The organism is Pantoea sp. 18069 (assembly GCF_902706035.1).
In the GTDB taxonomy this organism is placed as follows: domain Bacteria; phylum Pseudomonadota; class Gammaproteobacteria; order Burkholderiales; family Burkholderiaceae_C; genus Comamonas.
In genome coordinates, this window is record NZ_CACSJA010000019.1 from 36,931 (window position 1) to 59,841 (window position 22,911).

Here is a 22,911-nt window from a genome sequence, read left to right on the forward strand (position 1 = left end):
GTCCTCCTGATTATTGGATGGGGCTGCGCGCCGCGGCCTGGGGCCGCTCGACAACACGCACGGAAAAGAGCGCCGACCGGCGCCTTTGAATCAAGCGGGCGACGAGTCGCCGCGCTGAAAAGGGCCAACCCGGAACAAAGGTTCCGGTGAATGTCCATCGGGAAACATTTCGGCCGTGAAATGGGGGCGCACTTCGCAAGCCACGCCATGCGTGCGCGCAAGCCGCCGGAAAAGCGCCTGCGATGCGATGTTGTCGTCCGCCACGGTGGCGGTCACGAAAGCGCAGTGGCAAAGCGCCGGCAACGCACGCCAGTGTTCGAGCAACTGCAGACCCAGGCCCCGCCCCTGGTACTTGGGCAACAGGCCGACCTGCCAGACGAAAGCCGAGCGAGGATCCTGGGGAGGTTGGTAGCCGAGCACCATGCCGACCACCCGCCCGGCATGCTCGGCCACCAGACAGGTGCCTGCGAAGTCGGTGGCAAATACCAGGTAGAAGTACGCCGAGTTGACTTCCAGGGTGCGCGTGGCCTGTGCCAAGCGCCACAGGTCGGCGCCGTCATGGGGCTGGGCTGCGCGAAAGTGAATGGAAATAGCAGGTGCTGTCGTGTTCTCGACGGGCATATTGGTCATGCACTGGGTTGTCTTGGTGACACGCTCCCGTGCGCACATCGCACTTGAACATGCCACACCACGTCAACGCCACAAGGGCGGGCACCGCGGCTGGCCGGCCTGTGCATGCACAGGCCTACAAAAGAACTCAAGCGACCCACAGGCCGTTGAACGATCATCGGCTTCGCTGCAAAAAGGCGTGAAAGCCGTCACAGCAAACCGACAGAACAAGGTCTCAATGCCTTGTCCTTTTTTAGACTAGCCCGATATCCAGATCATTGCAACCCACTTTTTTGACAGAAGATGCAGTCACGATCGATGCAATTACCTCCAGCCCATCCAAAATTCAAGTCTATACACTTTAAAAATCAGTACAAAACGACCTGTCCGGCAGCAGCACCTGCGGGCGCCCATGACGCCCGAGCGGACTGCGACGAACCATGTCGTCCATGGCCCCTGTCTGTCGGCCCGCTCGGGTCGAACACCACCTGTCCAGACACTACGCCCACCGCAGCCCGGGCACTACTGCAGACAGTCGACGCAATGCTGCGTGTGACCACGCATGGCTGCTCTCCCCGGCAGCCGTTCTCCCGGGTTCATGGCGCAGAACAAAATGGTGGATGCACTCGAACCCGTAGTTGCCAGGCGCGCTTCTTTACTGGCGGATTTTTTCGAACTTCATGTGTTCGATGCTGCCCCTGCACAGCGTGATCTCCGGCTGGATCAGCGCCGAGAACTCCTGCGGTGCGCCCGGCGCCACCCGCAGTTTTGCGCCAAACGAAGAAAAATGGCAGCCGCCTGCCGCTTTCAGCGGGGTGATCAGGACGCCCGGGGCACACCACGCATCCAACCGGCCGCTTCAAAGCCCTTGGTCGGGCCGTAAGGCCTCTTTCGCAGGCGTTGACCGCGATGGTCTGCGGTCGTCGCGTTGGCCGCACTCGGCGGGCGCTGCGCGGCGCATGGCCGCGGTGGCACATTGATTCCGGAAGAGATTGCGCGCTCGGCCAAATCGCCCGGCGTGCAGATGCCGTTCGAGAAATTGCAAACCGGCTCTTCGCTCAGACCGTTCGCACTGAATCTGTGGGATACCAGGGCTTCAACGGGCCCGCCGAGGGAAGCCCAGCCCGAACGGATCCGGTTCACCCGCGCAAGGGCCGGCCCAGGCCGCGCAGCGGGCGTTTCAATTGATCAACGAAAAAAGGCACTGTGCAAAACACAGTGCCTTTTTCGTAATAAGCGAAATCAACGCAAACGTCAATTCACAAACTATGGCGGAGTGGACGGGACTCGAACCCGCGACCCCCGGCGTGACAGGCCGGTATTCTAACCAACTGAACTACCACTCCTGGTAGACAAGCTTTTTGCCTGTACTTGATACAGGCCAAGCGCTCAACTTGGCGACCCTACGGGGATTCGAACCCCGGTACTCACCGTGAAAGGGTGATGTCCTAGGCCTCTAGACGATAGGGTCGTAGCCTTGGAACTTCCGTTCTCAATTTTTTGGTGGAGGTAAACGGGATCGAACCGATGACCTCTTGCATGCCATGCAAGCGCTCTCCCAGCTGAGCTATACCCCCAATTGGAGCCATGCAAATGCACACTTCCATGAACTGTGGCGGAGTGGACGGGACTCGAACCCGCGACCCCCGGCGTGACAGGCCGGTATTCTAACCAACTGAACTACCACTCCTGGCAGAAAGCTTTGTGGTGCGGCAAATAAATCTGCCATACCCAAGTGCTTCAAACTTGGCGACCCTACGGGGATTCGAACCCCGGTACTCACCGTGAAAGGGTGATGTCCTAGGCCTCTAGACGATAGGGTCGTAACCTACGGAACTTCCGTTCTGATTTCTTGGTGGAGGTAAACGGGATCGAACCGATGACCTCTTGCATGCCATGCAAGCGCTCTCCCAGCTGAGCTATACCCCCAATGGATTCGTGCTATAAGGCATGAACCCGTAAACTGTGGCGGAGTGGACGGGACTCGAACCCGCGACCCCCGGCGTGACAGGCCGGTATTCTAACCAACTGAACTACCACTCCTGGCAGAAAGCTTTGTAATTCGGCAAATATTTTTGCCAAACCCAAGTGCTTCAAACTTGGCGACCCTACGGGGATTCGAACCCCGGTACTCACCGTGAAAGGGTGATGTCCTAGGCCTCTAGACGATAGGGTCAAAACCTTGGAACTTCCGTTCTCTAACTCTGCTCTTTTCAGAGCGCCTCAACTCACGCGCCTTTCGGCGCGCTTCAACATTTGGTGGAGGTAAACGGGATCGAACCGATGACCTCTTGCATGCCATGCAAGCGCTCTCCCAGCTGAGCTATACCCCCTCTTGACAACACAATCAATTTCTTGCTGTGTGTCGTTGAAGACTCGAATTATAGACAGGTTTTTAGACGTTTTGCAATCTCGCAGCAATTTTTTCACGACCGAGCAATTCAAGCACTGCATCGACCGATGGCGTGTGCGCCGAGCCCACCGTCAGCACGCGCACCGGCATGGCCAGCTGGGGCATCTTCAGGCCCTGGGCCTTGAGCACTTCCTTGAAGGCCGCCGAGATCGCTTCACGCGTCCAGTCGCAGGTCGCCAGCGCCGCGGCCAGTGCGGCAATCGCGGGCTGCACGGCTTCGGTCACATGCTTGGCATGCTCTTCGGCATTGGGCGTGACGTCACGGTAGAAGACCTGGGCCCAGTCGGCCAGCGCCACCAGCGTGTCGCAGCGGTCCTTGAACAGACCGCAGATGCGCACCAGCTGGTCGCCCGCATCGAGTTCGGCGGCCGAGATGCCGCGCTTCTCCAGGAAAGGCTTGACCTGCGCGGCCAGCGCCTGGTCGTCCATGGCCTTGAGGTGCTGGGCATTGACCCAGCGCAGCTTGGCTTCGTCGAACTGGCCCGCGCTGCGACCCAGGTGGTCGAGGTTGAACCATTCGAGGAACTGCGCACGGCTGAAGATTTCGTCGTCACCGTGGCTCCAGCCCAGGCGCGCGAGGTAGTTGACCATGGCGTCGGCCAGATAGCCTTCGTCACGGTACTGCGTCACGGCCTTGGCGCCGTTGCGCTTGCTCATCTTCTCGCCCTGTTCGTTGAGCACCGTGGGCAGGTGGGCAAACACCGGCACCTGGGCGCCCAGCGCTTCGAAGATATGGATCTGGCGCGGCGTGTTGTTGATATGGTCGTCGCCACGGATCACATGGGTGATCTGCATGTCCATGTCGTCTACGCAGACGCAGAAGTTGTAGGTGGGCGTGCCGTCAGGGCGCGCGATCACCAGGTCGTCGAGTTCGCTGTTCTGGAATTCGATGCGGCCCTTGCACTTGTCTTCCCAGGCCACGACCCCGCCCTGCGGGGTCTTGAAGCGCAGCACGGGCTGCACGCCTTCGGGCACGGGCGGCAGTTGCTTGCCCGGCTCGGGGCGCCAGGTGCCGTCGTAGCGCGGCTTTTCCTTGCTGACCATCTGCTGCTCGCGCAGCGCGTCCAGCTCCTGCATGCTCATATAGCAGGGATAGACCATTCCCTTTTCCTGCAACTGCGCCAGCACCTCTTTGTAGCGGTCAATGCGTTGCATCTGATAGAACGGGCCTTCGTCGGGCGTGAGCTGCAGCCACTCCATGCCTTCGAGGATGACGTCGACCGACGCCTGGGTCGAGCGCTCGAGGTCGGTGTCTTCGATGCGCAGTATGAAGTCGCCGCCATTGGCACGCGCAAACGCCCAGGGGTAGAGCGCCGAGCGGATGTTGCCCAGGTGGATGAAGCCCGTGGGCGAAGGGGCGAAACGGGTACGTACTTTGGTGCTCATGACAGGGTGTCCAGTCCACGGCAGAGATCTGCCTTGATGTCTTCAAGATGTTCGAGGCCGACCGACAGTCGGATCAGGCCCTGGCCTATGCCGGCGGCCTGGCGCTGGTCTTCGGAAAGGCGGCCATGCGAAGTGCTGGCCGGGTGGGTGATGGTGGTCTTCACGTCGCCCAGGTTGGCGGTGATGCTGCACACGCGCGTGCTGTCGATGACCGCGAACGCGTTGGCGCGCAGCGCTTCGGGTGTGTCGCCGATCACGTCGAAGGCCAGCACGCCGCCGCCCATGCTCGACTGCTGGCGCATGGCCAGCGCATGCTGGGGGTGCGTGGGCAGGCCGGGGTAGTGCACGCGCGCGACCTTGGGGTGGGCTTCGAGCCAATGCGCCATCTCGAGCGCGGCCGCGCTCATCGCCTTGACGCGCAGCGACAGCGTTTCCATGCCCTTGAGCACGACCCAGGCGTTGAACGGCGCGAGGTTGAGGCCGGCGGTGCGCATGAAGGCGCCCATCTTGTCTTCGACCAGCGCCTTGGGGCCGCAGACCGCCCCCGCCATCACCCGGCCCTGGCCGTCGAGCAGCTTGGTGCCCGAATGCACGATCAGGTCGGCGCCGAATTCCACGGGACGCTGCAGCACCGGCGACGCGAAGCTGTTGTCGACCGCGAGCAAGGCGCCATGCGCATGGGCCAGTTCGGCCAGCGCCGCGATGTCGCACAGGTCGCCCAGCGGGTTGGTCGGGGTTTCGGCGAACAGCAGGCGCGTCTCGGGGCGGATCGCGGCCTTCCAGGCGGCGACATCGGTCTGCGAGACAAAGCTGGTGCTCACGCCAAAGCGCGCCATCTCGCTGCCCAGCAGCTTGATCGTCGAGCCGAACATCGACTGCGAGCAGATGATGTGGTCGCCGGCCTTGAGCATGGTCATGGCCACCAGCAGGATGGCGGCCATGCCGGTGGACGTCGCGACCGCGGCTTCGGTGCCTTCCATCGCGGCCAGGCGGCGCTCGAAGCTGGTCACGGTAGGGTTCGAGGTGCGGCTGTAGGTATAGCCCGGTTCCTCGTTGGCGAAACGGCGCGCGGCCGTGGCCGCGTCGGGCTGCACAAAGCTGCTGGTGAGATACAGCGCTTCGCTGTGCTCGCCCCACTGGCTGCGTTCAACGGATTCGCGCACCGCGAGGGTATCGGGGTGCAGGCCGGCGGGAAGGGTTCGTTCGGTCACGGTGGAATTCCTGGTTGTCCAGCGGAGGCAGGCCGGTGCTGGCGGCGCAAAGAAAAATGAGCCAAACCCGCTGGGTCAGACAGGTTGCAAGACCTGACCTTCCGCGTTTTTAGCTCTTTTCCATGACAGCCAAGCCGGTGGCGCACGCTGCGCCCCGCTTCATTGCTTGCAATCGTTCTTACTGTAACGCTCTTAGAGCGGTTAACACGACCCAGCAAATCGAAGATTTGCGGTTGAGGCGAGGCGCGGCCGGCTAGGCGCGGTGCCGCAGACAGTGCGAGTAGCACGGCAAGGCAACGCAACGACGCATCAAGGGTTGTGTTCGCCGCTCTCAGGCGTCCTGGGCGTTGGGCAGCGACAGGCGCGAGGTATCGACATCGCCCTCTTCCGCGGCGCCAGTGCGGCCCGCGTTGAGCGCCGCGATATCGCCTTCGGAAATGTCACCGGTCACATAGACGCCGTCAAAGCACGAGGCCTCGAAGCCGTGCACGTCAGGGTTGAGCGCGCCAATGGCTTTCTTCATGCCGTCGACGTCCTGGTAGATCAGCGCGTCGCAACCGATCACCTGGCGGATTTCCTCTACCGTGCGGTCGTGCGCGACCAGCTCGCTCTTGGTCGGCATGTCGATGCCGTAGACATTGGGAAAGCGCACCGGCGGTGCGGCGCTCGCCAGGTAGACCTTGTTGGCACCGGCATCACGCGCCATCTGCACGATTTCCTTGGACGTCGTGCCGCGCACGATGGAGTCGTCGACCAGCAGCACATTGCGGCCCTTGAACTCGCTGCCGATGGCATTGAGCTTCTGGCGCACCGATTTCTTGCGCGCGCCCTGACCGGGCATGATGAAGGTGCGGCCCACGTAGCGGTTCTTCACGAAGCCTTCGCGGTAGGGCAGGCCCAGCAGTTGGGCGAGCTGCATGGCGCTCGGGCGGCTCGATTCGGGAATCGGGATGATCACGTCGATCTCGTTGGGCGGCACCGTGGAGATCACGCGCTTGGCCAGCGATTCACCCAGGTTCAGACGCGCCTGGTAGACGGAAATGCCGTCCATGACCGAGTCGGGCCGGGCCAGGTAGACGTATTCGAAAATGCAGGGGTGCAGTTCGCTCTTCTCGGCGCATTGCTCGGCGCGCACGCTGCCGTCGGTGCCGATGTAGACCGCTTCGCCCGGAGCGACATCGCGCTCGAGCGAGTACAGGTTGCCTTCGAGGGCCACCGATTCGCTGCCCAGCATGACGCTGCCGTCGGCGCCGCGGCCCATGCACAGCGGACGGATGCCGTAGGGGTCACGGAAGGCCAGCAGGCCGTAGCCGGCGATCAGCGCGATCACCGCGTACGAGCCGCGCACGCGCTTGTGCACCGCGCGCACGGCCTTGAACACGTCCGCGCTCTGCAGCGGCGCGCCGCTCGTGGCACGGGCCAGTTCGTGGGCCAGCACGTTGAGCAGCACTTCCGAATCGCTGTCCGTATTGGTGTGGCGATGGTCGGTATCGGCGAGTTCGGCACGCAGCTGCTTGGCGTTGGTCAGGTTGCCGTTGTGCACCATGACGATGCCGAACGGCGCATTGACGTAGAAAGGCTGGGCCTCTTCTTCGCTGGCTGCATTGCCGGCCGTGGGGTAGCGCACCTGCCCCAGGCCGATATTGCCCGGCAGCGCGCGCATGTTGCGCGTACGGAAAACATCGCGCACCATGCCCTTGGCCTTGTGCATGTAGAACTTGCGTTCCTGTTGGGTCACGATGCCTGCCGCATCCTGGCCGCGGTGCTGCAGCAGCAGCAGCGCGTCATAGATCAGCTGATTCACGGGTGCAGTGCTGACTACACCGACGATTCCACACATAGTTGCGTTCCATCCATCCGCGGGAAAAGTCCCGCCATTCTTGCAAGGCCGCCCGGGTAGGGCCGCCCTGCCCTCATCTTGAAGGCAAATACCTTCCCAATTCCTGCGGCAGCGCCGGCATCCAGTCCAGCAACAGGCCGCCGAGCTGCGGCGCAATCAGCGATTGCCGCCACCACTCGGACTGCTGCAAAGGCGTGTAAGCCACCACCAGGGTCACGACGACCAGCAGCAGACCGCCACGCAGCAGACCAAATACCGCACCCAGCGTGCGGTCCACAGGCCGCAGACCCACGCCATCAATCAGTCGCTTGGCGAGCCCGGAGACCAGGCCCCAGATAAACGCCACCGCGATAAACACCACGATAAACCCTGCTGCATAGCGCAGGGACACATCGCTGTTGGCCAGCGGCAGCCACTCGCCTATTTTCTCAGCCCACAGGCGCGCCGCCACGAAGGCCACGAGCCACCCTACCAGCGACAGCAGTTCATACACCAGGCCACGCCAGGCCCCCAGCAGCAGCGAACCCAGCACCACGGCCAGAAAAATCCAGTCGACAGCGCCCATGGTCACACAGCCATGATCCGCATCAGGGCTTGATCACCGAGGCCGGCAAGCCCAGACCCTTGACGCGCGCCGCGGCCTTGTCGGCTTCGGCCCGGCTGTTGAACGGGCCTACGCGCACCCGGGTGCGCTGGCCATCCTTGGTCGTCACCGTCTGGGTAAAGGCCTTGAGGCCCGCGGCTTCGAGCCTGGCGCGCACTTCACGCGCCTTGTCCGCATCGCCAAACGCGCCCACCTGGACCACGACGCGCTCGTTGCCGGCGTCGGCCGTCGAACGGCCTTCGAGCAGCGCGCGCGCGCGCGCCGCCTCGTCGGGCTTGGCTTCGGGTTTCGGTTCAGGCTTGGGCCTGGCCGGCGCTTCCACCTTGGGCACGGGCTGAGGCTTGGGCGGCTCGGTCTTGACCGGCGGCTTGGGCGCGGCAGGCTCGACCTTGGCGGGCGGCTTGGGCGCGGCCGGGGCGATCTGGGGCGGCACCGGCGGCATGGGCACGGGGGAGACTGCCGCACGCGGCGGCGCCACTGGCGTCGAAGGCTGGGGCTCGAAAATCTCTTCCCCCTGGTCCAGCGACGCATGCGTCGCCACGGAACTCGAAGTGCCGGTCTGGCCCGCCTGCGCCGCGGTTTCGCCCGGCACCATCAACGGCGCGACATGGCCACGGTCGGGAATTTCAATCGGAATATCGACCGGAATCGGCCGGGGCTGGGTGTCGAACAGCAGCGGGAAACCTACCACGCCGACCAGCACCAGCACCGCCGCGCCGATCAGCCGATGGCGCGCGCGACTGCGCATCACGTCCACGCTTTCCACTTGGGCAGCGCGCGAACGTGGTACGGACTTGTCAGCAGCCTCTTTTTTGCCAGGCCAAGAGAACTTGAAAAATGCCATGAAGTGCAGACTCGTTCAGGCTTATTCGCCCAGATGCTTGGCTTGCAGACGCGGCGTGCCATGAAGCAGCACACCGCCCACCGTATAAAACGAGCCAAAGACCACGATTCTATCAGCGGGGTCCGCTGCGGCGACGGCGGCCTGCAAGGCCAACTCGGGAGTCGCGTGCAGGCTGGTGGCCACTTCACGCCGTCCGCCGGCGACCATCTGCACCGCATTCCATTTCTGCTGCAGGCCCGCGGCCGTATCGGCACGTGGCGTGGGCAGGTCGCAGAAGTACCAGCGGTCGATCAGCGGGCCTACCTTGGCGAACATCGGCGCGAGGTCCTTGTCGGACATTGCGCCAAAAACCGCATGGGTCGTGGGGAAAAAGCCCATGGCATCGAGGTTGGCTGTCAAGGCCGCGACCGAATGCGGGTTGTGCGCGACATCGAGCACCAGCGTGGGCTGGCCCGGAACGATCTGGAAACGCCCCGGCAGCTCGACCATGGCCATGCCGGTGCGCACGGCCTGGGCCGTGACCGGCAGGCGATCGCGCAAGGCCTCGAACGCGGCAAGCGCGCCGGCGGCATTGACCAGCTGGTTCGCTCCGCGCAGCGCCGGATAGGCCAGGCCCGCATAGCGGCGCCCGCGGCCCGCCCAGCCCCACTGCTGCTTGTCGCCGGAGAAATTGAAATCCTGGCCGAACTGCCACAGCTGCGCGCCGATTGCATGCGCATGGTCGATCACGCTTTGCGGCGCGACCGGGTCGCTGACGATCACCGGCCGTCCCGGGCGCATGATGCCGGCCTTTTCGCGGCCTATGGCTTCGCGGTCCTTGCCCAGCAGCTCGGTATGGTCGATGTCTATGCTGGTGATGATCGCGCAGTCGGTGTCGATCACGTTCGTAGCATCCAGGCGCCCGCCCAGGCCGACTTCGAGAATCGCCACGTCCAGGCCCGATTGGCTCAGCAGATGCATGATGCCCAGCGTGGTGAACTCGAAATAGGTCAGCTGGACTTCATCGCCGCCGCGCACGCGCGCGGCCTCGACAGCTTCGAAGCTGCCCATCAGTTGCTCGGCGCTGGCGATTTCACCGCCGATGCGGCAACGCTCCTCGAAGTGCACGAGATGCGGCGAGGTATAGACGCCGGGCTTGTAGCCGGACTGCAGGGCCACGGCCTCGAGCATGGCGCAGGTCGAGCCCTTGCCATTGGTGCCGGCCACGGTGATCACCGGGCAGTCGAAACGCAGCGCCAGGCGCTGGGCCACTTCGCGCACGCGCTCCAGGCCCATGGCGATGTTTTGGGGGTGCAGGCGCTCGCAATAAGAGAGCCAGGCTTCCAGATTGGGGAATGTGGTGTGCATACTGCGCGCATTGTCGCCCAGCGGCGGCAGCTCGATTGTCTTCACCCGGAGTATCCCCTTCATGATCGTTTACGGCATTCCCAACTGCGACACCGTCAAAAAAGCCCGGCTATGGCTTGCGTCCCATGGCCAGGCACATGCGTTCCATGATTTCAAGAAGCTCGGCGTACCGCCCGAGCATCTGACGCGCTGGATAGCCGCCCTGGGCTGGGAGAAGATCGTCAACCGCCAGGGAACGACCTGGCGCAAGCTCGACGCCTCGGCCCAGGCCGGCGTGCAGGACGCGGCCAGCGCCAGCGCCCTGGTGCAGGCCCAGCCCAGCCTCATCAAGCGCCCGGTCGTCGAGTGGCCCGACGGCAGCATCAGCGTCGGCTTCCAGGCCGACGCCTGGGCGGCGCGGCTGGGCGAAAGCGCCTGATCCGCATACAAACACTTACCGGCGTTTACCCCCCTGGAGTACGCGCTTCACCGACCGAGCCTAAAATTTCGGGTATTGCCGGGGCATGAGTGCCGCGGTCAGCCAAGGAGCTTTAGCCATGAAAAGAATGATCTGGATCGGAGCCGCAGCCGCGCTGTCGACAGGCGCTGCAATGGCCCAGGAGCAAGGCCGCGTGCTGTCCGTCTCCCCCGTGCATCAGCAGGTGAGCGTGCCCCAGCAGGTATGCCACGATGAAAGCGTTCCCGTGCGCCAGCGCAGTTCGGGCGCGGGCGCGGTGCTGGGCGCCGTGGTCGGCGGGCTCGCGGGCAACGCGATCGGCGGCGGCTCGGGCCGTGCGGCAGCGACCGGCGCAGGCCTGGTCGGCGGCGCGATGCTGGGCAACCAGCTCGAAGGCAATGGTGCCGCCGAGTACCAGACCGTGCGCCGCTGCACCACGCAGAACTTCTACCGCAACCAGGCCGTCGGCTACGACGTGGTCTACGAGTATGCAGGCCGCCAGTACACGACGCGCACCGCCAGCCCTCCGGGCGACTGGATTGCGCTGAGCGTGCAACCGGCCCAGGCGCAGGGCTACTACGGCACGCAGGATGTCTACTCCAGCCCGTCCTACCCGCCCGTGACCTATTCCACGCCGCAGCAGGTCCATACCGTTCCGGAAGACCGGGGCTACAGCGCCGCCGACTATGTCGCGCCCATACTGCTGGGTGCGACGATTGCCGCCGGCGCGCACTATGTGCTGCGGCCCCGGGATCGCTGGAACGGCCCGCGCTATTACGAGCGTCCACGCCACCACCACGGCGGCTGGCGCCGTTAAGAGCGACATAACACAACCCTTGAGGCGTCGTTGCTTCGCCTTGTCGTGCTACTCGCACTGCCTGCGGCGCAGCGCCTAGCCTCAACCGCAAATCTGCGATTTGCTGGGTTTTGTTAGCCGCTCTAGGTGCCAGGGCAGCCGCTGATCTGGTTGCCAATGCCTTATACGCCCCTGAAGCTGCGGTTTCAGGGGCGCTTTGCATGGCGACGCCCCTGCGCGCAACGCGGGGCTGGCTGGCTGGCCTAAAATCCATGCTTTGCCCACTTTCACGGACCGCGTTCTTCCATGACCACCGAAACCTTCGCCGGCGTTACCCTCACCACCAAAGCCAACGTCTACTTTGACGGCAAGTGCGTGAGCCATAGCTTCACCCTCGCCGACGGCACCAAGAAATCGGTGGGCGTGGTCCTGCCCGCCACGCTGACCTTTGGCACGGCTGCGGCCGAGATCATGGAGTGCGTGGGCGGTGCATGCGAATACCGCCTCGACGGCACCGACCAATGGCTTAGCGCCCAGGCCGGCGACTCGTTTCATGTCCCTGCGAATTCGAAGTTCGACATCCGCGTGACCGAGGCCTACCACTACATCTGCCACTACGCGTGAGCCCCGCGGCGGGCGCGCCAGACCGCCCCCGCCCCCTTTCTCTTACCCAGAGTGCACTGATATGGAAACCATCCTCAAAAACCTCCCCGTCGGCGACAAAGTCGGCATTGCCTTCTCCGGTGGGCTGGACACCAGCGCCGCGCTGCGCTGGATGAAGAACAAGGGTGCCGTACCCTACGCCTACACCGCCAACCTGGGCCAGCCCGACGAAGCGGATTACGACGAAATCCCGCGCAAGGCGATGGAATACGGCGCCGAGAAGGCACGCCTGATCGACTGCCGCACGCAGCTGGCCAACGAAGGCATTGCCGCCATCCAGGCCGGCGCCTTCCACATCTCCACCGGTGGCATCACCTACTTCAACACTACGCCGCTGGGCCGTGCCGTGACCGGCACCATGCTGGTCGCCGCGATGAAGGAAGACGACGTCCACATCTGGGGCGACGGCTCGACCTTCAAGGGCAACGACATCGAGCGCTTCTACCGCTACGGTCTGCTCACCAACCCCGCGCTGCGCATCTACAAGCCCTGGCTGGACCAGGCCTTCATCGACGAACTCGGCGGCCGCGCCGAAATGTCGGCCTTCATGACCAAGGAAGGTTTCGGCTACAAGATGAGCGCCGAAAAGGCCTACTCGACCGACTCCAACATGCTGGGCGCAACCCACGAAGCCAAGGACCTGGAACTGCTGTCGAGCGGCATGCACATCGTCAACCCCATCATGGGCGTGGCATTCTGGAAGCCTGAAGTAGAGGTCTTGGCCGAAGAAGTCTCGGTGACCTTCGAGGAAGGCCGCCCGGTCGCCCTGAACGGCAAGCGCATCGACGACCCCGTCGAACTGTTCCTCGAAGCCAACCGCATCGGCGGGCGCCACGGCCTGGGCATGAGCGACCAGATCGAGAACCGCATCATCGAAGCCAAGAGCCGCGGCATCTACGAAGCCCCGGGCATGGCGCTGCTGCACATCGCCTACGAGCGCCTGGTGACCGGCATCCACAATGAAGACACCATCGAGCAGTACCGCATCAACGGCCTGCGCCTGGGCCGTCTGCTGTACCAGGGCCGCTGGTTCGATCCCCAGGCCATCATGCTGCGCGAAACCGCCCAGCGCTGGGTCGCACGCGCCATCACCGGCACCGTGACGCTGGAGCTGCGCCGCGGCAACGACTACTCGCTGCTCAACACCGAGTCGGCCAACCTGACGTACCAGCCCGAGCGCCTGTCGATGGAAAAGGTCGAGGACGCACCGTTCTCGCCCGCCGACCGCATCGGCCAGCTGACCATGCGCAACCTCGACCTGATGGACACGCGCGACAAGCTCGCCATCTACGCCAAGACCGGCCTGCTGTCCATGGGCAGCGGCTCGGCGCTGCCGCAGCTGGGCAACGACAAGAACTGATCAGGCGCCAGCCGATCGCTGAAAGCCACGCCATCGATCGATGGGCGTGGCTTTTTTCATCGCCGGGCCGCCCCAAGATGAAAAGCGCCCCTTTAGGGGCAGCGACCACACGCAGTGGGGACCGTGGGGGCCATATTTCATCGCCGGGCCGCCCCAAGATGAAAAGCGTCTGGGGGGCTTAGCCCCCCAGCGCGACCACACGCAGTGGGGAGCGTGGGGGCCATTTTTCATCGCCGGGCCGCCCCAAGATGAAAAGCAGCCCCCTTGGGGGGCAGCGGACCTTGCGCAGCAAGGGGAGCGTGGGGGCCATTTTTCATGCCTCGGCGTTCCCTATGGGCGGCGCAGACCCGCCGCTTACGGTACGCGAACTTCCGGCCAGTCGCCCTGCTGCAGCTGTGCACGCAGCACGTTCTTGAGCAGCTTTCCCATCGCGTTGTGGGGCATGCTTTCCACGGCAAACCAATGCCGGGGTACGGCATGTTCGGCGAGCTCGGCCCGGCATGCCGCGCGCAGCGCTACCCAGTCCAGCGCCTGGCCTGCGCGCGCCACGACGCAGGCGGCGACATCCTCGCCGAGCTTGTCATGCGGCACGGCCACCACGGCCACGTCGGCAACACCCGCGCAGCGATGGAGCACGGCTTCGACCGCGGCGGAAGCGATCTTCAGGCCACCGCGATTGATCACATCCTTGCGGCGATCGACGTAATGCAGCACGCCTTGCGCATCGAATTGCCCCAGATCGCCCGTCAGCACCCAGCCATCGACGAAGGTCTGCGCCGTGGCCTGCGGCTGACGGAAGTAGCCGAGGGCAGCGCTGGGGCCGGCAAACGCTATCTCGCCGACCTCACCCGGCGCCGCATCGCGCAACGCCACATCCCTGGCGCCTTCTGCCAGCACGCGGATGCTGCAGCCCGGCTGGGGCAGGCCGATGGCGCCGGCCTTGCGCGGCAGCATCCAGGGCGGCAAGGCCACGCCCGCGGGGCCGGTTTCCGTCATGCCCCAGATATGCACCTGGTCGACATGCGGCCAATGGCGCGAGAATTTGGCGATGACTTCCACGGGCATGGGCGCGCCGCCGTAGCCTATGCGCCGCAGGCAAGACAGATCGTGCCCGCCCTGGGCGTAGGCATCGACCAGATAGTGCAGTATCGTCGGCACGCCGTGGTAGACACTTGTGCATTCGGCAGCGATCAGGGCCAGACGCTGGGCATTGTCCAGACCGTCCTCCTCCAGCACCACGCCCGCACCGTGCACCCAGGCGGACATGCAGGCCAGATTCAGCGCCGAGCTGGTATAGAGCGGAAACGCGCCCTGGTAGGTGTCGTCGTCGGTCAGGCCTAGCGCACCGCCCACGGCCGCTCCCGCATGCAACTGGGATGAATGGGTATGCAGCACCGCCTTGGCGTGCGCCGTGGTGCCCGAAGTGAACAGCAGGCAGCTCGGCTCCTGGGCCGACAGCGGGCCTGCGGGAAGCTGCGCGACGCCGCCGCTATCTTCGGGCTCTGGCCAGGTGTCGACGGCGCCGGGTGCGCCGTCCAGACGCAGCACCCGCGCATCGCCACGCCCCAGATCGCGCAGGCGCTGCGCAGCGGCCCCATCGGTCACCACGATCCACGCAGGCTCGACCAGGTCGATCGCATGCAGCAGTTCGGGATCGGCGCTGCGGCAGTTCAGCGGCGCCACCAGCGCGCCCAGGCGCCAGCACGCCAGCGCAGTGAGCACGCCTTCGCGCGCCGCGCGGTTGGGCAGCAGCAGCGCCACCCGCTGGCCCGGCGCCAGGCCAAGCGCATGCAGCGCGGCCGCGAGTGTGTCCATGCGCCGCACCAGTTGGGCATAGCTGAGCCTATCCCGGTGGCCGCGCCACGAAGGCAATGAGGCCGCGAGGCGAAACCGGTAGCGCCTGGCCTGCGCATGCAGCCAGGCAGGAATGGTCTTGCCATGCAGGCGGTGAAACAGGTCCATCGCATCCCCTTTCAAGTGGTCTGTGGCCGGTGGCCGGTGGCTTCAGGCCGCAGATTTCAACGGCGCCGCCGACAGCACTCCGCTGGCGCGCAGCACCAGGCGACCTGCGTCGGCGCGCATCTCGCAATGGCAAAAGCGAATGCGCCCCTGCGCCTTGTCGATGCGCGTGCTCACCACCAGCCACTCGCCCATGCGCGCGCCGCTGACAAAATCGATGTTCAGGCTGACCGTGCTGAGCAGGATGGCCGGCGCTTCTTCATGGCCTTCTCCCAGCAGATTGAAGCCCAGCGCATAGTCGACCAGCGTGGCCAGCATGCCGCCATGCACACCACCGAAGCGGTTCGCATGCTGCGGGCCCGCGCGGCAGCCTATGTCCCAGGTGCCGTCGCCCGCGTCGCGCGCGTGGATCGGCCCGACGGTCTCCATGAACGCTTCGCCGCGCACTTCGCGAAAGCCCGGCGGCACCGTCGAAGCAATGCTTGCTATGTGCATAGGCGGCTACCGCTGTGCCGCAGCGGCACCATCGAGCTGCTGCAGAATGGCCGCACGTTTTTCCAGCCACCAGCCATACTGCGGCGGCCATTGCGCAAACCCGGGCTGCACCAGCGCCTGGCGCGCATGCAGGGGCCAGTTGGGGTTGTTCAGCAGCTCGCGCCCCAGCGCGACCACGTCGGCCTGGCCCGAGCGCACGATGTCCTCGGCCTGCTGCGGCGTGAGTATCAGGCCCACGGCCATCGAGGCGATGCCGGCCTGCGCCCGAACGGCCTGGGCAAACGGCACCTGGAAACCAAGCCTGCGGGGAATGCGGCTGCCGGCCGTCGCCAGCCCGGCAATGCCGCCCGAGGAACAGTCGACCAGGTCCACGCCTTCGGCCTTCGCGGCGCGCGCCAGCGCCAACGTATCGTCGAGCGTTCGGCCACCTTCAGCGCCATCCACGGCCGACACACGCAGCCACAGCGGGCGCTCCTGCGGCCACGCTGCGCGCACGCGGCGCAGCACCGCCAAAGGAAAAGCCATGCGTCGCCGGGCGTCACCGCCCCAGGCGTCATCGCGCAGGTTCGACAGGGGCGAAAGAAACTGGTGCAGCAGATAGCCATGGGCCGCATGCACTTCGAGCACCTGCACACCGGCCTGTGCGGCGCGCGCGGCCGTGGTTTCGAACTGCTGCAAAAGCTGCGCGATGCCCGCTTCGTCCAGCGCGCCGGGCACGGCGTCCTCGGGCGACATCGGCACCGCCGAAGGCGCTAGCGTGGGCCAGGGGAGTTCGCCCCTGGCCGCCTCTTTCTCGCCCAGACGCCCATAACCTTCCCAGGGCCGCTGCAGCGACGCCTTGCGCCCCGCATGGCCGATCTGCAGCGCCGGCACGGCGCCCTGGGCCGCGATGAAGGCCACGATGCGCGCCAGCGGTGCGATCTGCGCATCGTTCCACAGGCCGAGATCACCATGGGTGCCGCGCCCTTCGGGGCTCACCGCCGCAGTCTCTATCATCACCAGCCCTGCGCCGCCCTGCGCCAGTTTGCCGAACGTGACCAGATGCCAGTCATTGGCCATGCCATCCACGGCCGAGTACTGGCTCATCGGGCTGGCGGCAATCCGGTTGCGCAGCGAGATGCCGCGCTGGGTCAGCGGGGAAAACAGTGCGCTGCTCATGCAACCTCCCTGCCGCAGGCGACGGGCTCTGCGGCCCAAGCCTGCAGCAGCTGCGCGCGCAGCACATGCTTGAGGATCTTGCCCGAAGCCGTCTTGGGCATGGCGTCGACCAGCACCAGCTTTTCCGGGAATTTCTGGCGCGCGAGCCGCCGCGATTCGAGATAGGCGCTCATGCCCGCGAAATCCATGGCAGCATCCGGCCTGAGCACCACATAGGCACAGGGAGTCTCCCCGAGCCGTGCATGCGGCATCGCGACGACGGCGGCCTCGAGCACATCGGGATGGGCATGCAGCACATCCTCGATTTCCTTGGGGCTGAGGTTCTCGCCACCGCGAATGATCAGATCCTTCTTGCGGCCGGTCACCGTGATGAAGCCGTCGGCCGACAGCGTTCCGAGATCGCCGGTCAGAAAATAGCCCTCGGCATTGAACGCATCACGGGTATCTTGCTCACGCGAATAGCCGAGCATCACTTCGGGCCCACGCACCACGATCTCGCCCTGCGCGCCCGCAGGCAGGGGTGCGCCGGTGACCGGGTCGACAATGCGCACTTCGTTGTTCCAGACCTTGCCATCGGTGACTGCGCCCTTTTCCTGGTCTTGCGGCCCGTCGATGCCCAGCGTCACCGTGGGCGATTCGCTGCTGCCATAGACCCGGCAGACAAGGCACTGCGGCATGGCCGCAGCAGCGCGGCGCACCAGGTCCGGCGGCACGGGGGCGCCGCCACTCGCGAACAGCCGAAAGCCACCCAGACTGCGGCCGCTGGACTCGACCGCCGCGGTCAGTTCCGCGAGGAACGGGGTTGCGCCCACGGTCATGGTCGCCTGTTCCTGCACGATCAGGTCCATCGCCTGGTGCGCATCCCAGCGGTCCATCAGCACCACCTTGATGCCTGCGTGGAACATCATTTCCAGCGCGTAGCTGTAGCCGGTGATATGGGTCACGGGCGACGGCATGAGGAACACGTCCTGCGCACCGATGCGCCAGAAATCGACGACGGCCTGCAGTTCACTGAGCATGGTGTTCGCGCTGTGCAGCACCCCCTTGGGCCGGCCCGTGGTGCCGCTGGTGTAGAGCACCAGCTTGAGCGCGTCGGCATCGCGCGGCGGGTCCTGCCAGGGCGCGCTGTCGCGGCCCAGGGTTTCAAACGTCTTTGCCGTGCCCGCTCCCTCGCCGCGCACGGTCAGCACCTGAAGATTCGCCAGCTCGGGCAGTTGCGCGCGCAATCGCCCGAGCATTTCGAGGTAGTCGATGCTGCGGAACTGGTCCGGAACGATCACCACCTTTGCCCGGCAGTCGGCGAGGATGGCGCCGACTTCGGCGTCGCGGTAGATCGGCACGATGGGATTGATTGCCCAGCCACCCAGGCTTGCCGCCAGATTGATCACGGCCGTTTCCCACCAGTTGGGCAACTGGAAACTGATCACATCCCCGGGCTGCAGGCCCAGGTCACGCAGGCCCGCGGCGACGCGCCGCGCATGCGCCCAGACCTGGGCAAAGCTCAGCCGGTGCGCGCCGTCCACGACCGCCGTGCGCTGCGGGAACTGCTGCACGCAGTGCTGCGCCTTGTCGGCCGTGGTCAATCCGGCCCATAGGCCGCGCGCCTTGTAGTCGCGAGCCGCGGGGCTGTCGGTTCTCTTTTTCCACTCTGCGGGGGTCATTGTCTTGTCTCCTCTCACTGATCACGCGATCGGGCCGGGCACCGGGCTTCAGTTCACGCCACCACGCACCACTTTCATGTACGTTTGCACCACCCAGTCGGGCAGCTTCTTGAGGCTCTTTCCCTTGATGTGGCACAGATAGAGATAGCTGCGCGCGGCCTGCAGAAGGTAGGCCAGCGTCTCGAGTTCCTGCGGCTCGAAATTGCGGATATCGCCCTGGTCGATGCTGCGCTGCAACGATTTGACGTGGCGCTCGGCCAGCAGCTTCATGTGGGCGGCATGGGCGACGGGTGCGGCGACTTCGGCTTCGTTGAGCACGCGAAAGAAACCGGGGTTCAGCCGCAGGTACTCGAAGAAAGCGCGAAAGCCCTGCTCTTCCACGGCGTAGAAACTGCCCGCGCCCTTGACCTTGCGGCCGATGAAATGGACCATGTCCAGGCCGACATGGGGCAGCAGCACATCGAACAGCGCCTGGCGCGACTCGAAGTACAGATAGAACGTGCCCTGGGCGATATCGGCGGACTCGGTGATGCGGCCGATCGACGCTTCCGCATAACCGTGTTCGCCCACCACCTTGGCGGCGGCCGCGAGGATCTTCAGGCGCAGGGACTCTGCCCGCTCCTGGCGGGTGCTGCGGCGCGCGATCGGCGCCTTGGCAACGGCCTTGGTGGCGGCCTTAGGGAGTTTCGGTTCGACGAGATTCATGCAAAGAGGGTTCCATCGGGTTGATCAGATGGCCAGGTACTTCTCGGCGATCTCGGGCTGGGCGTCGTACTCCGCCCATGTGCCGCCGAACACCACCTGGCCCGTATCCATCACATACACATAATCGCTGCAGTAGCGCGCGAACCAGACATTTTGCTCCGCCACCAGCAGCGCAATGCCCTGCTGGGCGCAGGCCTCGCGGATCTGCTCGGCCATCTGCGCGACGATCAGCGGCGCCACGCCTTCGGTGGGTTCGTCGAGCAGCAGGTATTGCGGCTTGGCCACCATGCCGCGCGCCACGGCCAGGATCTGCTGCTGCCCGCCGCTGAGCTGGGTGCCCTTGCGGTCCAGCAGGTCCTTGAGCAGCGGAAACAGCGCGCAGCTTTGCGCCACGCTCAGCGGGGCGTGCCCAGGCCGCACGCCGTGCGCAGCGATCTCGAGATTTTCCGCCACGCTCAGATGCGGGAAGATGCGCCGGTCTTCGGGCACGAACGCCAGCCCGGCGCGAATGCGCTCATGGGTAGGCCGCTTCGCCAGCGGCTGCCCATGCAGGCAGACCTCGCCCCTGACCGACGGCCCGCCGCCGACCACGCTTTTCATCATGGTGCTCTTGCCCGCGCCGTTGCGGCCCAGCACCGCGACACCCTGCCGTGGCCTGACCCGCAGGCTGACGTCGTTCAAGGCCAGGCAATCGCCGTAATAGGCGCTCACTTTTTTGAGTTCCAGCATGTCAATGTCCCAGATAGACTTCGCGCACCAGCGGCGAGGCCTTGACTTCATCGGGTGTGCCGCTGGCAATCACTTCGCCGTAATTGAGCACGGTCACATGGTCGGCGAGCGCGAACACGACGCTCATGTCATGCTCGGTCAGCAGGATGGACATATTGAGTTCCTGCGCGATGCGCTTGAGCAGTTCGACCGCGGCCTGCCGGTCACCGGGCGACATGCCGGCCATGGGTTCGTCGAGCAGCAGCATCCGCGGCTTGAGCGCCAGCGTCATGGCCAGCTCCAGCCGCTTGCGCTCGCCATAGGCGAGCACGCCGGCCTGCTCGCGCACGCGGTGCGCAAGACCGACCGTGGCGAGAATTTCCACGGCTTCGTCCTGCACGCCGGAATCCAGCGGCACCTTGAAGCTGCGCCAGAAGCGCCGGTCGCGGCCCGCATTGCGGCTTTCGATGGCGATGGCCATGTTGGCCATGACATCGTCTTCGGCGAACACCCGCGCCACCTGGAACGTGCGCCCTATGCCCTGGCGAACGCGCGCATGGCCGGGCACGCGGCTCACATCGCGGCCCTCGAGATGCACCGCGCCCGCGTTCGCGAAGACTTCGCCGCTGAGCACCTTGAACAAGGTGGTCTTGCCCGCCCCGTTGGGGCCGATGACGGCGTGCGTGGTGCCGGCCACGACGTCGAGCGAGACGTCCTTGAGCACCTTGATCTCGCCGTAATTCTTGTAGACGGCCCGGGCCTGCAGCGCCGGTATGGCGGTGGCTGTAGTCATGTTCATGGGCGCACTCCTTGGACTTCGGCATTCAGGGCCGGCGCGGCGTGGCGCGCCGATGGCTTGCACAGCAGGTCGCGGATGCGGACCACGCCACCGGCGAGCCCGCCGGGGAAGACCAGCACCACCAGCAGCAGCGTGCAGCCGATCACCACTTCCGACAGCCCGAGGATGTTTCGCGTCGAATACTCGAGCCCGAGGAACACCAGCACACCCGCGACCGGCCCCCAGAAAATAGCCGTGCCGCCGAGCAGACAGAACAGGATGGGCAGCGCCGAGAAGCTCCAGTGGGCCACCTCGGGCGTGAGCAGCTGGGCCAGCGGCGCATACATCGCACCCGCAAAGCCTGCGCCTATGCCGCTGAGCGCGAACGCCGAGAGCCGCGCGCGGTGGATGTTCAGACCGAGGAAGGCCGCACGATCGGGCTCCTGGCGTATCGCCGCCAGTTGCCGGCCGAAGCCGCTGTGCCAGACCACCCAGGCGCCGAGCACCAGCACACAGGACACGGCCAGGATGAAATGGAACATGTTCTGGCCTTGCCCCAGGTCGATCGGCATCATGCCGGGCAACTCGAGCGTCGGGCGCTTGATGCCGGTGAGCCCGTCCTCGCGCCCGAACCATTCGGACTTGGCGATCACGATATGCAGCAGCTCGGCAAAGGCCAGCGTCAGGATCGCGAAGTAGTTGCCGCTCGCGCGGCGCAGCGCCAGCAGCGCGATCAACACCGCGAGCAGCCCGCCCGCGAGCCCGCCGGCGGCGAGCACCGTGAAGATGGACACGCCCTCCCAGTTGCGCAGCAGCAGGCCCGACGCGTAGGCGCCGCAGGCGAAGTAGGCCGCGTGGCCGAAGCTCACCATGCCGCAGAGCCCGAAGATGGTGTTGAAGCTCAGCGCGAACACGATGTGCACCAGCGCCACACTGGCGAGAAACACCAGCCCCTTGTCGGCCCAGAAAGGCACGCTGATGAATCCCGCGATCAGCAGCCCTCCCAGCAGCAGGTCCACGCTCCTGCCACGCGTATCGTTCACTTGGCTCATCGCAGCCCCTTCATCAGACCTTGAGGACGCACCAGCAGGATCACCGCCAATGCGACAAAGAAGAACAGCCCCGGCACGTCAGGCACGAAGCGGTCACCGAACGAGGTGATCAGCCCCAGCAGGATGGACGCCAGGAAAGCACCGCGGATATTGCCCAGCCCGCCGACGATCAGCGCGCCGAACGCCTGGATGATCAGCGCGCTGCCCATTTCGGGCGACAGGCTCTGGTTCACCGAAAGCAGCCCTCCGGCCAGGCCGGCGAGCGCAAAACCCGCGATCACCGTCCAGATGAACACCGCGTTCACATTGATGCCCACCCAGTTGGACATCGTCGGGTCTATGGCCACCGACTGCACGCGCTTGCCGATGCCGGTGCGGTGCAGGAAATAGTCCATCACCAGGAACACCGCCAGCCCGCAGCCGATCACGAACAGGATGAAGCTCGGCGCGATGAAGCTGCCGAAACGCGCGGCCCCGGCAAGCTCCTCGGGCGGCGCGACGCTCAGCACATCGATGCCCCAGATCAGCTTGACCACGCCCTGGCACAGGATCAGCAGCGCGTAGGTGGCGATCAGCGAATAGGCTTCGCTCACGCCCTTGAGCCGGCGAAACACCAGCCGCTCCACCACGGCCCCGAGCCCGCCCACAACGACGGCGCAAGCAACCGCAATCAACAAAAACACCCAGATCGAGTCGGCCTGCAGATGGTTCCCGATGGTGTAGGACAGGTAGGAGCCGATCATCAGAAAGCCTCCATGCGAGAAATTCAGCACATGGAGGATTCCGAAGACCAGGGACAACCCGGCCGCCGTGAGGAATACGGTCATTCCCCAGGACAGGCCGTTCAGCGTGGTAAGAAGCAACTGGTCCATGGATGGCGTCCGTT

At 65.2% G+C, this 22,911-nt stretch carries 21 protein-coding genes and 9 tRNA genes; 4 read left to right on the forward strand and 26 right to left on the reverse strand.

Going from position 1 to position 22,911, the window contains the following annotated elements:
• Nucleotides 1-90 precede the first annotated feature (90 nt).
• From ectA to folC, 17 genes are all read right to left on the reverse strand, one after another.
• The gene (ectA, locus tag GVL12_RS15550) at nucleotides 91-630 is read right to left on the reverse strand and encodes a diaminobutyrate acetyltransferase (RefSeq protein WP_200843794.1); all 540 of its coding nucleotides are present in this window, start codon (nucleotides 628-630) and stop codon (nucleotides 91-93) included.
• A gap of 634 nt (nucleotides 631-1,264) precedes the next feature.
• On the reverse strand, nucleotides 1,265-1,459 hold the full coding sequence (locus GVL12_RS15555; protein ID WP_159915634.1) for a hypothetical protein: 195 nt from the start codon (nucleotides 1,457-1,459) through the stop codon (nucleotides 1,265-1,267).
• A gap of 419 nt (nucleotides 1,460-1,878) precedes the next feature.
• Nucleotides 1,879-1,955, reverse strand: a tRNA-Asp gene (locus GVL12_RS15560).
• A gap of 49 nt (nucleotides 1,956-2,004) precedes the next feature.
• A tRNA-Glu gene (locus tag GVL12_RS15565) sits at nucleotides 2,005-2,080 on the reverse strand.
• Nucleotides 2,081-2,110: 30 nt separating this feature from the next.
• Nucleotides 2,111-2,186 (reverse strand) — tRNA-Ala (locus GVL12_RS15570).
• A 36-nt stretch (nucleotides 2,187-2,222) separates the two neighbouring features.
• A tRNA-Asp gene (locus tag GVL12_RS15575) sits at nucleotides 2,223-2,299 on the reverse strand.
• A 57-nt stretch (nucleotides 2,300-2,356) separates the two neighbouring features.
• Nucleotides 2,357-2,432, reverse strand: a tRNA-Glu gene (locus GVL12_RS15580).
• A gap of 30 nt (nucleotides 2,433-2,462) precedes the next feature.
• Nucleotides 2,463-2,538, reverse strand: a tRNA-Ala gene (locus GVL12_RS15585).
• A 37-nt stretch (nucleotides 2,539-2,575) separates the two neighbouring features.
• A tRNA-Asp gene (locus GVL12_RS15590) sits at nucleotides 2,576-2,652 on the reverse strand.
• Between the two features lie 57 nt (nucleotides 2,653-2,709).
• Nucleotides 2,710-2,785, reverse strand: a tRNA-Glu gene (locus GVL12_RS15595).
• A gap of 81 nt (nucleotides 2,786-2,866) precedes the next feature.
• Nucleotides 2,867-2,942 (reverse strand) — tRNA-Ala (locus GVL12_RS15600).
• A 62-nt stretch (nucleotides 2,943-3,004) separates the two neighbouring features.
• Nucleotides 3,005-4,408, reverse strand: a complete 1,404-nt coding sequence (gene gltX / locus GVL12_RS15605) for a glutamate--tRNA ligase (RefSeq protein WP_159915636.1) — start codon at nucleotides 4,406-4,408, stop codon at nucleotides 3,005-3,007.
• Nucleotides 4,405-5,619 carry an O-succinylhomoserine sulfhydrylase gene (locus GVL12_RS15610; protein WP_159915638.1) on the reverse strand — a complete coding sequence of 405 codons (1,215 nt, stop codon included), beginning with the start codon at nucleotides 5,617-5,619 and terminating at the stop codon, nucleotides 4,405-4,407. Before GVL12_RS15610 ends, gltX begins: the two co-directional genes overlap by 4 nt.
• A 331-nt stretch (nucleotides 5,620-5,950) precedes the next feature.
• Complete coding sequence (purF, locus tag GVL12_RS15615) at nucleotides 5,951-7,459, reverse strand: amidophosphoribosyltransferase (protein WP_159915640.1); 1,509 nt, start codon at nucleotides 7,457-7,459, stop codon at nucleotides 5,951-5,953.
• 73 nt (nucleotides 7,460-7,532) lie between these two features.
• Nucleotides 7,533-8,024 (reverse strand): CvpA family protein, encoded by a 492-nt coding sequence (locus GVL12_RS15620; protein WP_159915642.1) that lies wholly within the window; start codon nucleotides 8,022-8,024, stop codon nucleotides 7,533-7,535.
• Nucleotides 8,025-8,046: 22 nt separating this feature from the next.
• Nucleotides 8,047-8,811 (reverse strand): SPOR domain-containing protein, encoded by a 765-nt coding sequence (locus tag GVL12_RS15625; protein ID WP_235033883.1) that lies wholly within the window; start codon nucleotides 8,809-8,811, stop codon nucleotides 8,047-8,049.
• Nucleotides 8,812-8,928: 117 nt separating this feature from the next.
• Entirely contained in the window at nucleotides 8,929-10,299 is a 1,371-nt protein-coding gene (gene folC, locus GVL12_RS15630) for a bifunctional tetrahydrofolate synthase/dihydrofolate synthase (RefSeq protein ID WP_200843796.1), read from the reverse strand.
• Nucleotides 10,300-10,315: 16 nt separating this feature from the next.
• Here folC and GVL12_RS15635 point away from each other — a divergent pair, with 16 nt between their 5' ends.
• The 4 genes from GVL12_RS15635 to argG all read left to right on the forward strand — a co-directional run bounded on the left by GVL12_RS15635 (nucleotide 10,316) and on the right by argG (nucleotide 13,509).
• Complete coding sequence (locus GVL12_RS15635; protein WP_159915654.1) at nucleotides 10,316-10,672, forward strand: arsenate reductase; 357 nt, start codon at nucleotides 10,316-10,318, stop codon at nucleotides 10,670-10,672.
• A 118-nt stretch (nucleotides 10,673-10,790) separates the two neighbouring features.
• Nucleotides 10,791-11,507 (forward strand): glycine zipper 2TM domain-containing protein, encoded by a 717-nt coding sequence (locus GVL12_RS15640; protein ID WP_200843797.1) that lies wholly within the window; start codon nucleotides 10,791-10,793, stop codon nucleotides 11,505-11,507.
• A 285-nt stretch (nucleotides 11,508-11,792) separates the two neighbouring features.
• Nucleotides 11,793-12,110 carry a pyrimidine/purine nucleoside phosphorylase gene (locus GVL12_RS15645; RefSeq protein WP_159915656.1) on the forward strand — a complete coding sequence of 106 codons (318 nt, stop codon included), beginning with the start codon at nucleotides 11,793-11,795 and terminating at the stop codon, nucleotides 12,108-12,110.
• Between the two features lie 61 nt (nucleotides 12,111-12,171).
• Nucleotides 12,172-13,509 (forward strand): argininosuccinate synthase, encoded by a 1,338-nt coding sequence (gene argG / locus GVL12_RS15650; protein ID WP_159915658.1) that lies wholly within the window; start codon nucleotides 12,172-12,174, stop codon nucleotides 13,507-13,509.
• A 354-nt stretch (nucleotides 13,510-13,863) separates the two neighbouring features.
• On the opposite strand, the gene GVL12_RS15655 is transcribed toward argG, so the two are convergent.
• From GVL12_RS15655 to GVL12_RS15695, 9 genes are read right to left on the reverse strand one after another with little or no spacing between them, the layout of a single operon-like run.
• On the reverse strand, nucleotides 13,864-15,471 hold the full coding sequence (locus tag GVL12_RS15655; RefSeq protein ID WP_159915660.1) for a class I adenylate-forming enzyme family protein: 1,608 nt from the start codon (nucleotides 15,469-15,471) through the stop codon (nucleotides 13,864-13,866).
• Between the two features lie 42 nt (nucleotides 15,472-15,513).
• Nucleotides 15,514-15,963 (reverse strand): PaaI family thioesterase, encoded by a 450-nt coding sequence (locus GVL12_RS15660; RefSeq protein ID WP_159915662.1) that lies wholly within the window; start codon nucleotides 15,961-15,963, stop codon nucleotides 15,514-15,516.
• A 6-nt stretch (nucleotides 15,964-15,969) separates the two neighbouring features.
• Complete coding sequence (locus GVL12_RS15665) at nucleotides 15,970-17,121, reverse strand: NADH:flavin oxidoreductase/NADH oxidase (RefSeq protein ID WP_159915664.1); 1,152 nt, start codon at nucleotides 17,119-17,121, stop codon at nucleotides 15,970-15,972.
• Nucleotides 17,118-18,782, reverse strand: coding sequence for an AMP-binding protein (locus tag GVL12_RS15670; protein WP_159915666.1), 1,665 nt, complete (start codon nucleotides 18,780-18,782; stop codon nucleotides 17,118-17,120). Before GVL12_RS15670 ends, GVL12_RS15665 begins: the two co-directional genes overlap by 4 nt.
• 48 nt (nucleotides 18,783-18,830) lie before the next feature.
• On the reverse strand, nucleotides 18,831-19,487 hold the full coding sequence (locus GVL12_RS15675) for a TetR/AcrR family transcriptional regulator (protein ID WP_159915668.1): 657 nt from the start codon (nucleotides 19,485-19,487) through the stop codon (nucleotides 18,831-18,833).
• Nucleotides 19,488-19,511: 24 nt separating this feature from the next.
• On the reverse strand, nucleotides 19,512-20,216 hold the full coding sequence (locus GVL12_RS15680) for an ABC transporter ATP-binding protein (RefSeq protein WP_159915670.1): 705 nt from the start codon (nucleotides 20,214-20,216) through the stop codon (nucleotides 19,512-19,514).
• Between the two features lies 1 nt (nucleotide 20,217).
• A complete protein-coding gene (locus GVL12_RS15685) occupies nucleotides 20,218-20,994 on the reverse strand; it encodes an ABC transporter ATP-binding protein (RefSeq protein WP_200843798.1) in 777 nt (258 codons plus the stop codon).
• On the reverse strand, nucleotides 20,991-22,025 hold the full coding sequence (locus tag GVL12_RS15690) for a branched-chain amino acid ABC transporter permease (protein ID WP_159915672.1): 1,035 nt from the start codon (nucleotides 22,023-22,025) through the stop codon (nucleotides 20,991-20,993). Before GVL12_RS15690 ends, GVL12_RS15685 begins: the two co-directional genes overlap by 4 nt.
• Nucleotides 22,022-22,897, reverse strand: coding sequence for a branched-chain amino acid ABC transporter permease (locus GVL12_RS15695; RefSeq protein WP_159915674.1), 876 nt, complete (start codon nucleotides 22,895-22,897; stop codon nucleotides 22,022-22,024). Before GVL12_RS15695 ends, GVL12_RS15690 begins: the two co-directional genes overlap by 4 nt.
• Nucleotides 22,898-22,911: the final 14 nt, after the last annotated feature.

Bases quoted from the DNA above. Each gene is read 5' to 3' on its own strand.
- ectA (WP_200843794.1), bottom strand. From the start codon at position 630: ATGACCAATATGCCCGTCGAGAACACGACAGCACCTGCTATTTCCATT.
- gltX (WP_159915636.1), bottom strand. From the start codon at position 4,408: ATGAGCACCAAAGTACGTACCCGTTTCGCCCCTTCGCCCACGGGCTTC.
- purF (WP_159915640.1), bottom strand. From the start codon at position 7,459: ATGTGTGGAATCGTCGGTGTAGTCAGCACTGCACCCGTGAATCAGCTG.
- GVL12_RS15620 (WP_159915642.1), bottom strand. From the start codon at position 8,024: ATGGGCGCTGTCGACTGGATTTTTCTGGCCGTGGTGCTGGGTTCGCTG.
- GVL12_RS15625 (WP_235033883.1), bottom strand. From the start codon at position 8,811: ATGCGCAGTCGCGCGCGCCATCGGCTGATCGGCGCGGCGGTGCTGGTG.
- GVL12_RS15635 (WP_159915654.1), top strand. From the start codon at position 10,316: ATGATCGTTTACGGCATTCCCAACTGCGACACCGTCAAAAAAGCCCGG.
- GVL12_RS15640 (WP_200843797.1), top strand. From the start codon at position 10,791: ATGAAAAGAATGATCTGGATCGGAGCCGCAGCCGCGCTGTCGACAGGC.
- GVL12_RS15645 (WP_159915656.1), top strand. From the start codon at position 11,793: ATGACCACCGAAACCTTCGCCGGCGTTACCCTCACCACCAAAGCCAAC.
- argG (WP_159915658.1), top strand. From the start codon at position 12,172: ATGGAAACCATCCTCAAAAACCTCCCCGTCGGCGACAAAGTCGGCATT.
- GVL12_RS15655 (WP_159915660.1), bottom strand. From the start codon at position 15,471: ATGGACCTGTTTCACCGCCTGCATGGCAAGACCATTCCTGCCTGGCTG.
- GVL12_RS15660 (WP_159915662.1), bottom strand. From the start codon at position 15,963: ATGCACATAGCAAGCATTGCTTCGACGGTGCCGCCGGGCTTTCGCGAA.
- GVL12_RS15665 (WP_159915664.1), bottom strand. From the start codon at position 17,121: ATGAGCAGCGCACTGTTTTCCCCGCTGACCCAGCGCGGCATCTCGCTG.
- GVL12_RS15670 (WP_159915666.1), bottom strand. From the start codon at position 18,782: ATGACCCCCGCAGAGTGGAAAAAGAGAACCGACAGCCCCGCGGCTCGC.
- GVL12_RS15675 (WP_159915668.1), bottom strand. From the start codon at position 19,487: ATGAATCTCGTCGAACCGAAACTCCCTAAGGCCGCCACCAAGGCCGTT.
- GVL12_RS15680 (WP_159915670.1), bottom strand. From the start codon at position 20,216: ATGCTGGAACTCAAAAAAGTGAGCGCCTATTACGGCGATTGCCTGGCC.
- GVL12_RS15685 (WP_200843798.1), bottom strand. From the start codon at position 20,994: ATGAACATGACTACAGCCACCGCCATACCGGCGCTGCAGGCCCGGGCC.
- GVL12_RS15690 (WP_159915672.1), bottom strand. From the start codon at position 22,025: ATGAGCCAAGTGAACGATACGCGTGGCAGGAGCGTGGACCTGCTGCTG.
- GVL12_RS15695 (WP_159915674.1), bottom strand. From the start codon at position 22,897: ATGGACCAGTTGCTTCTTACCACGCTGAACGGCCTGTCCTGGGGAATG.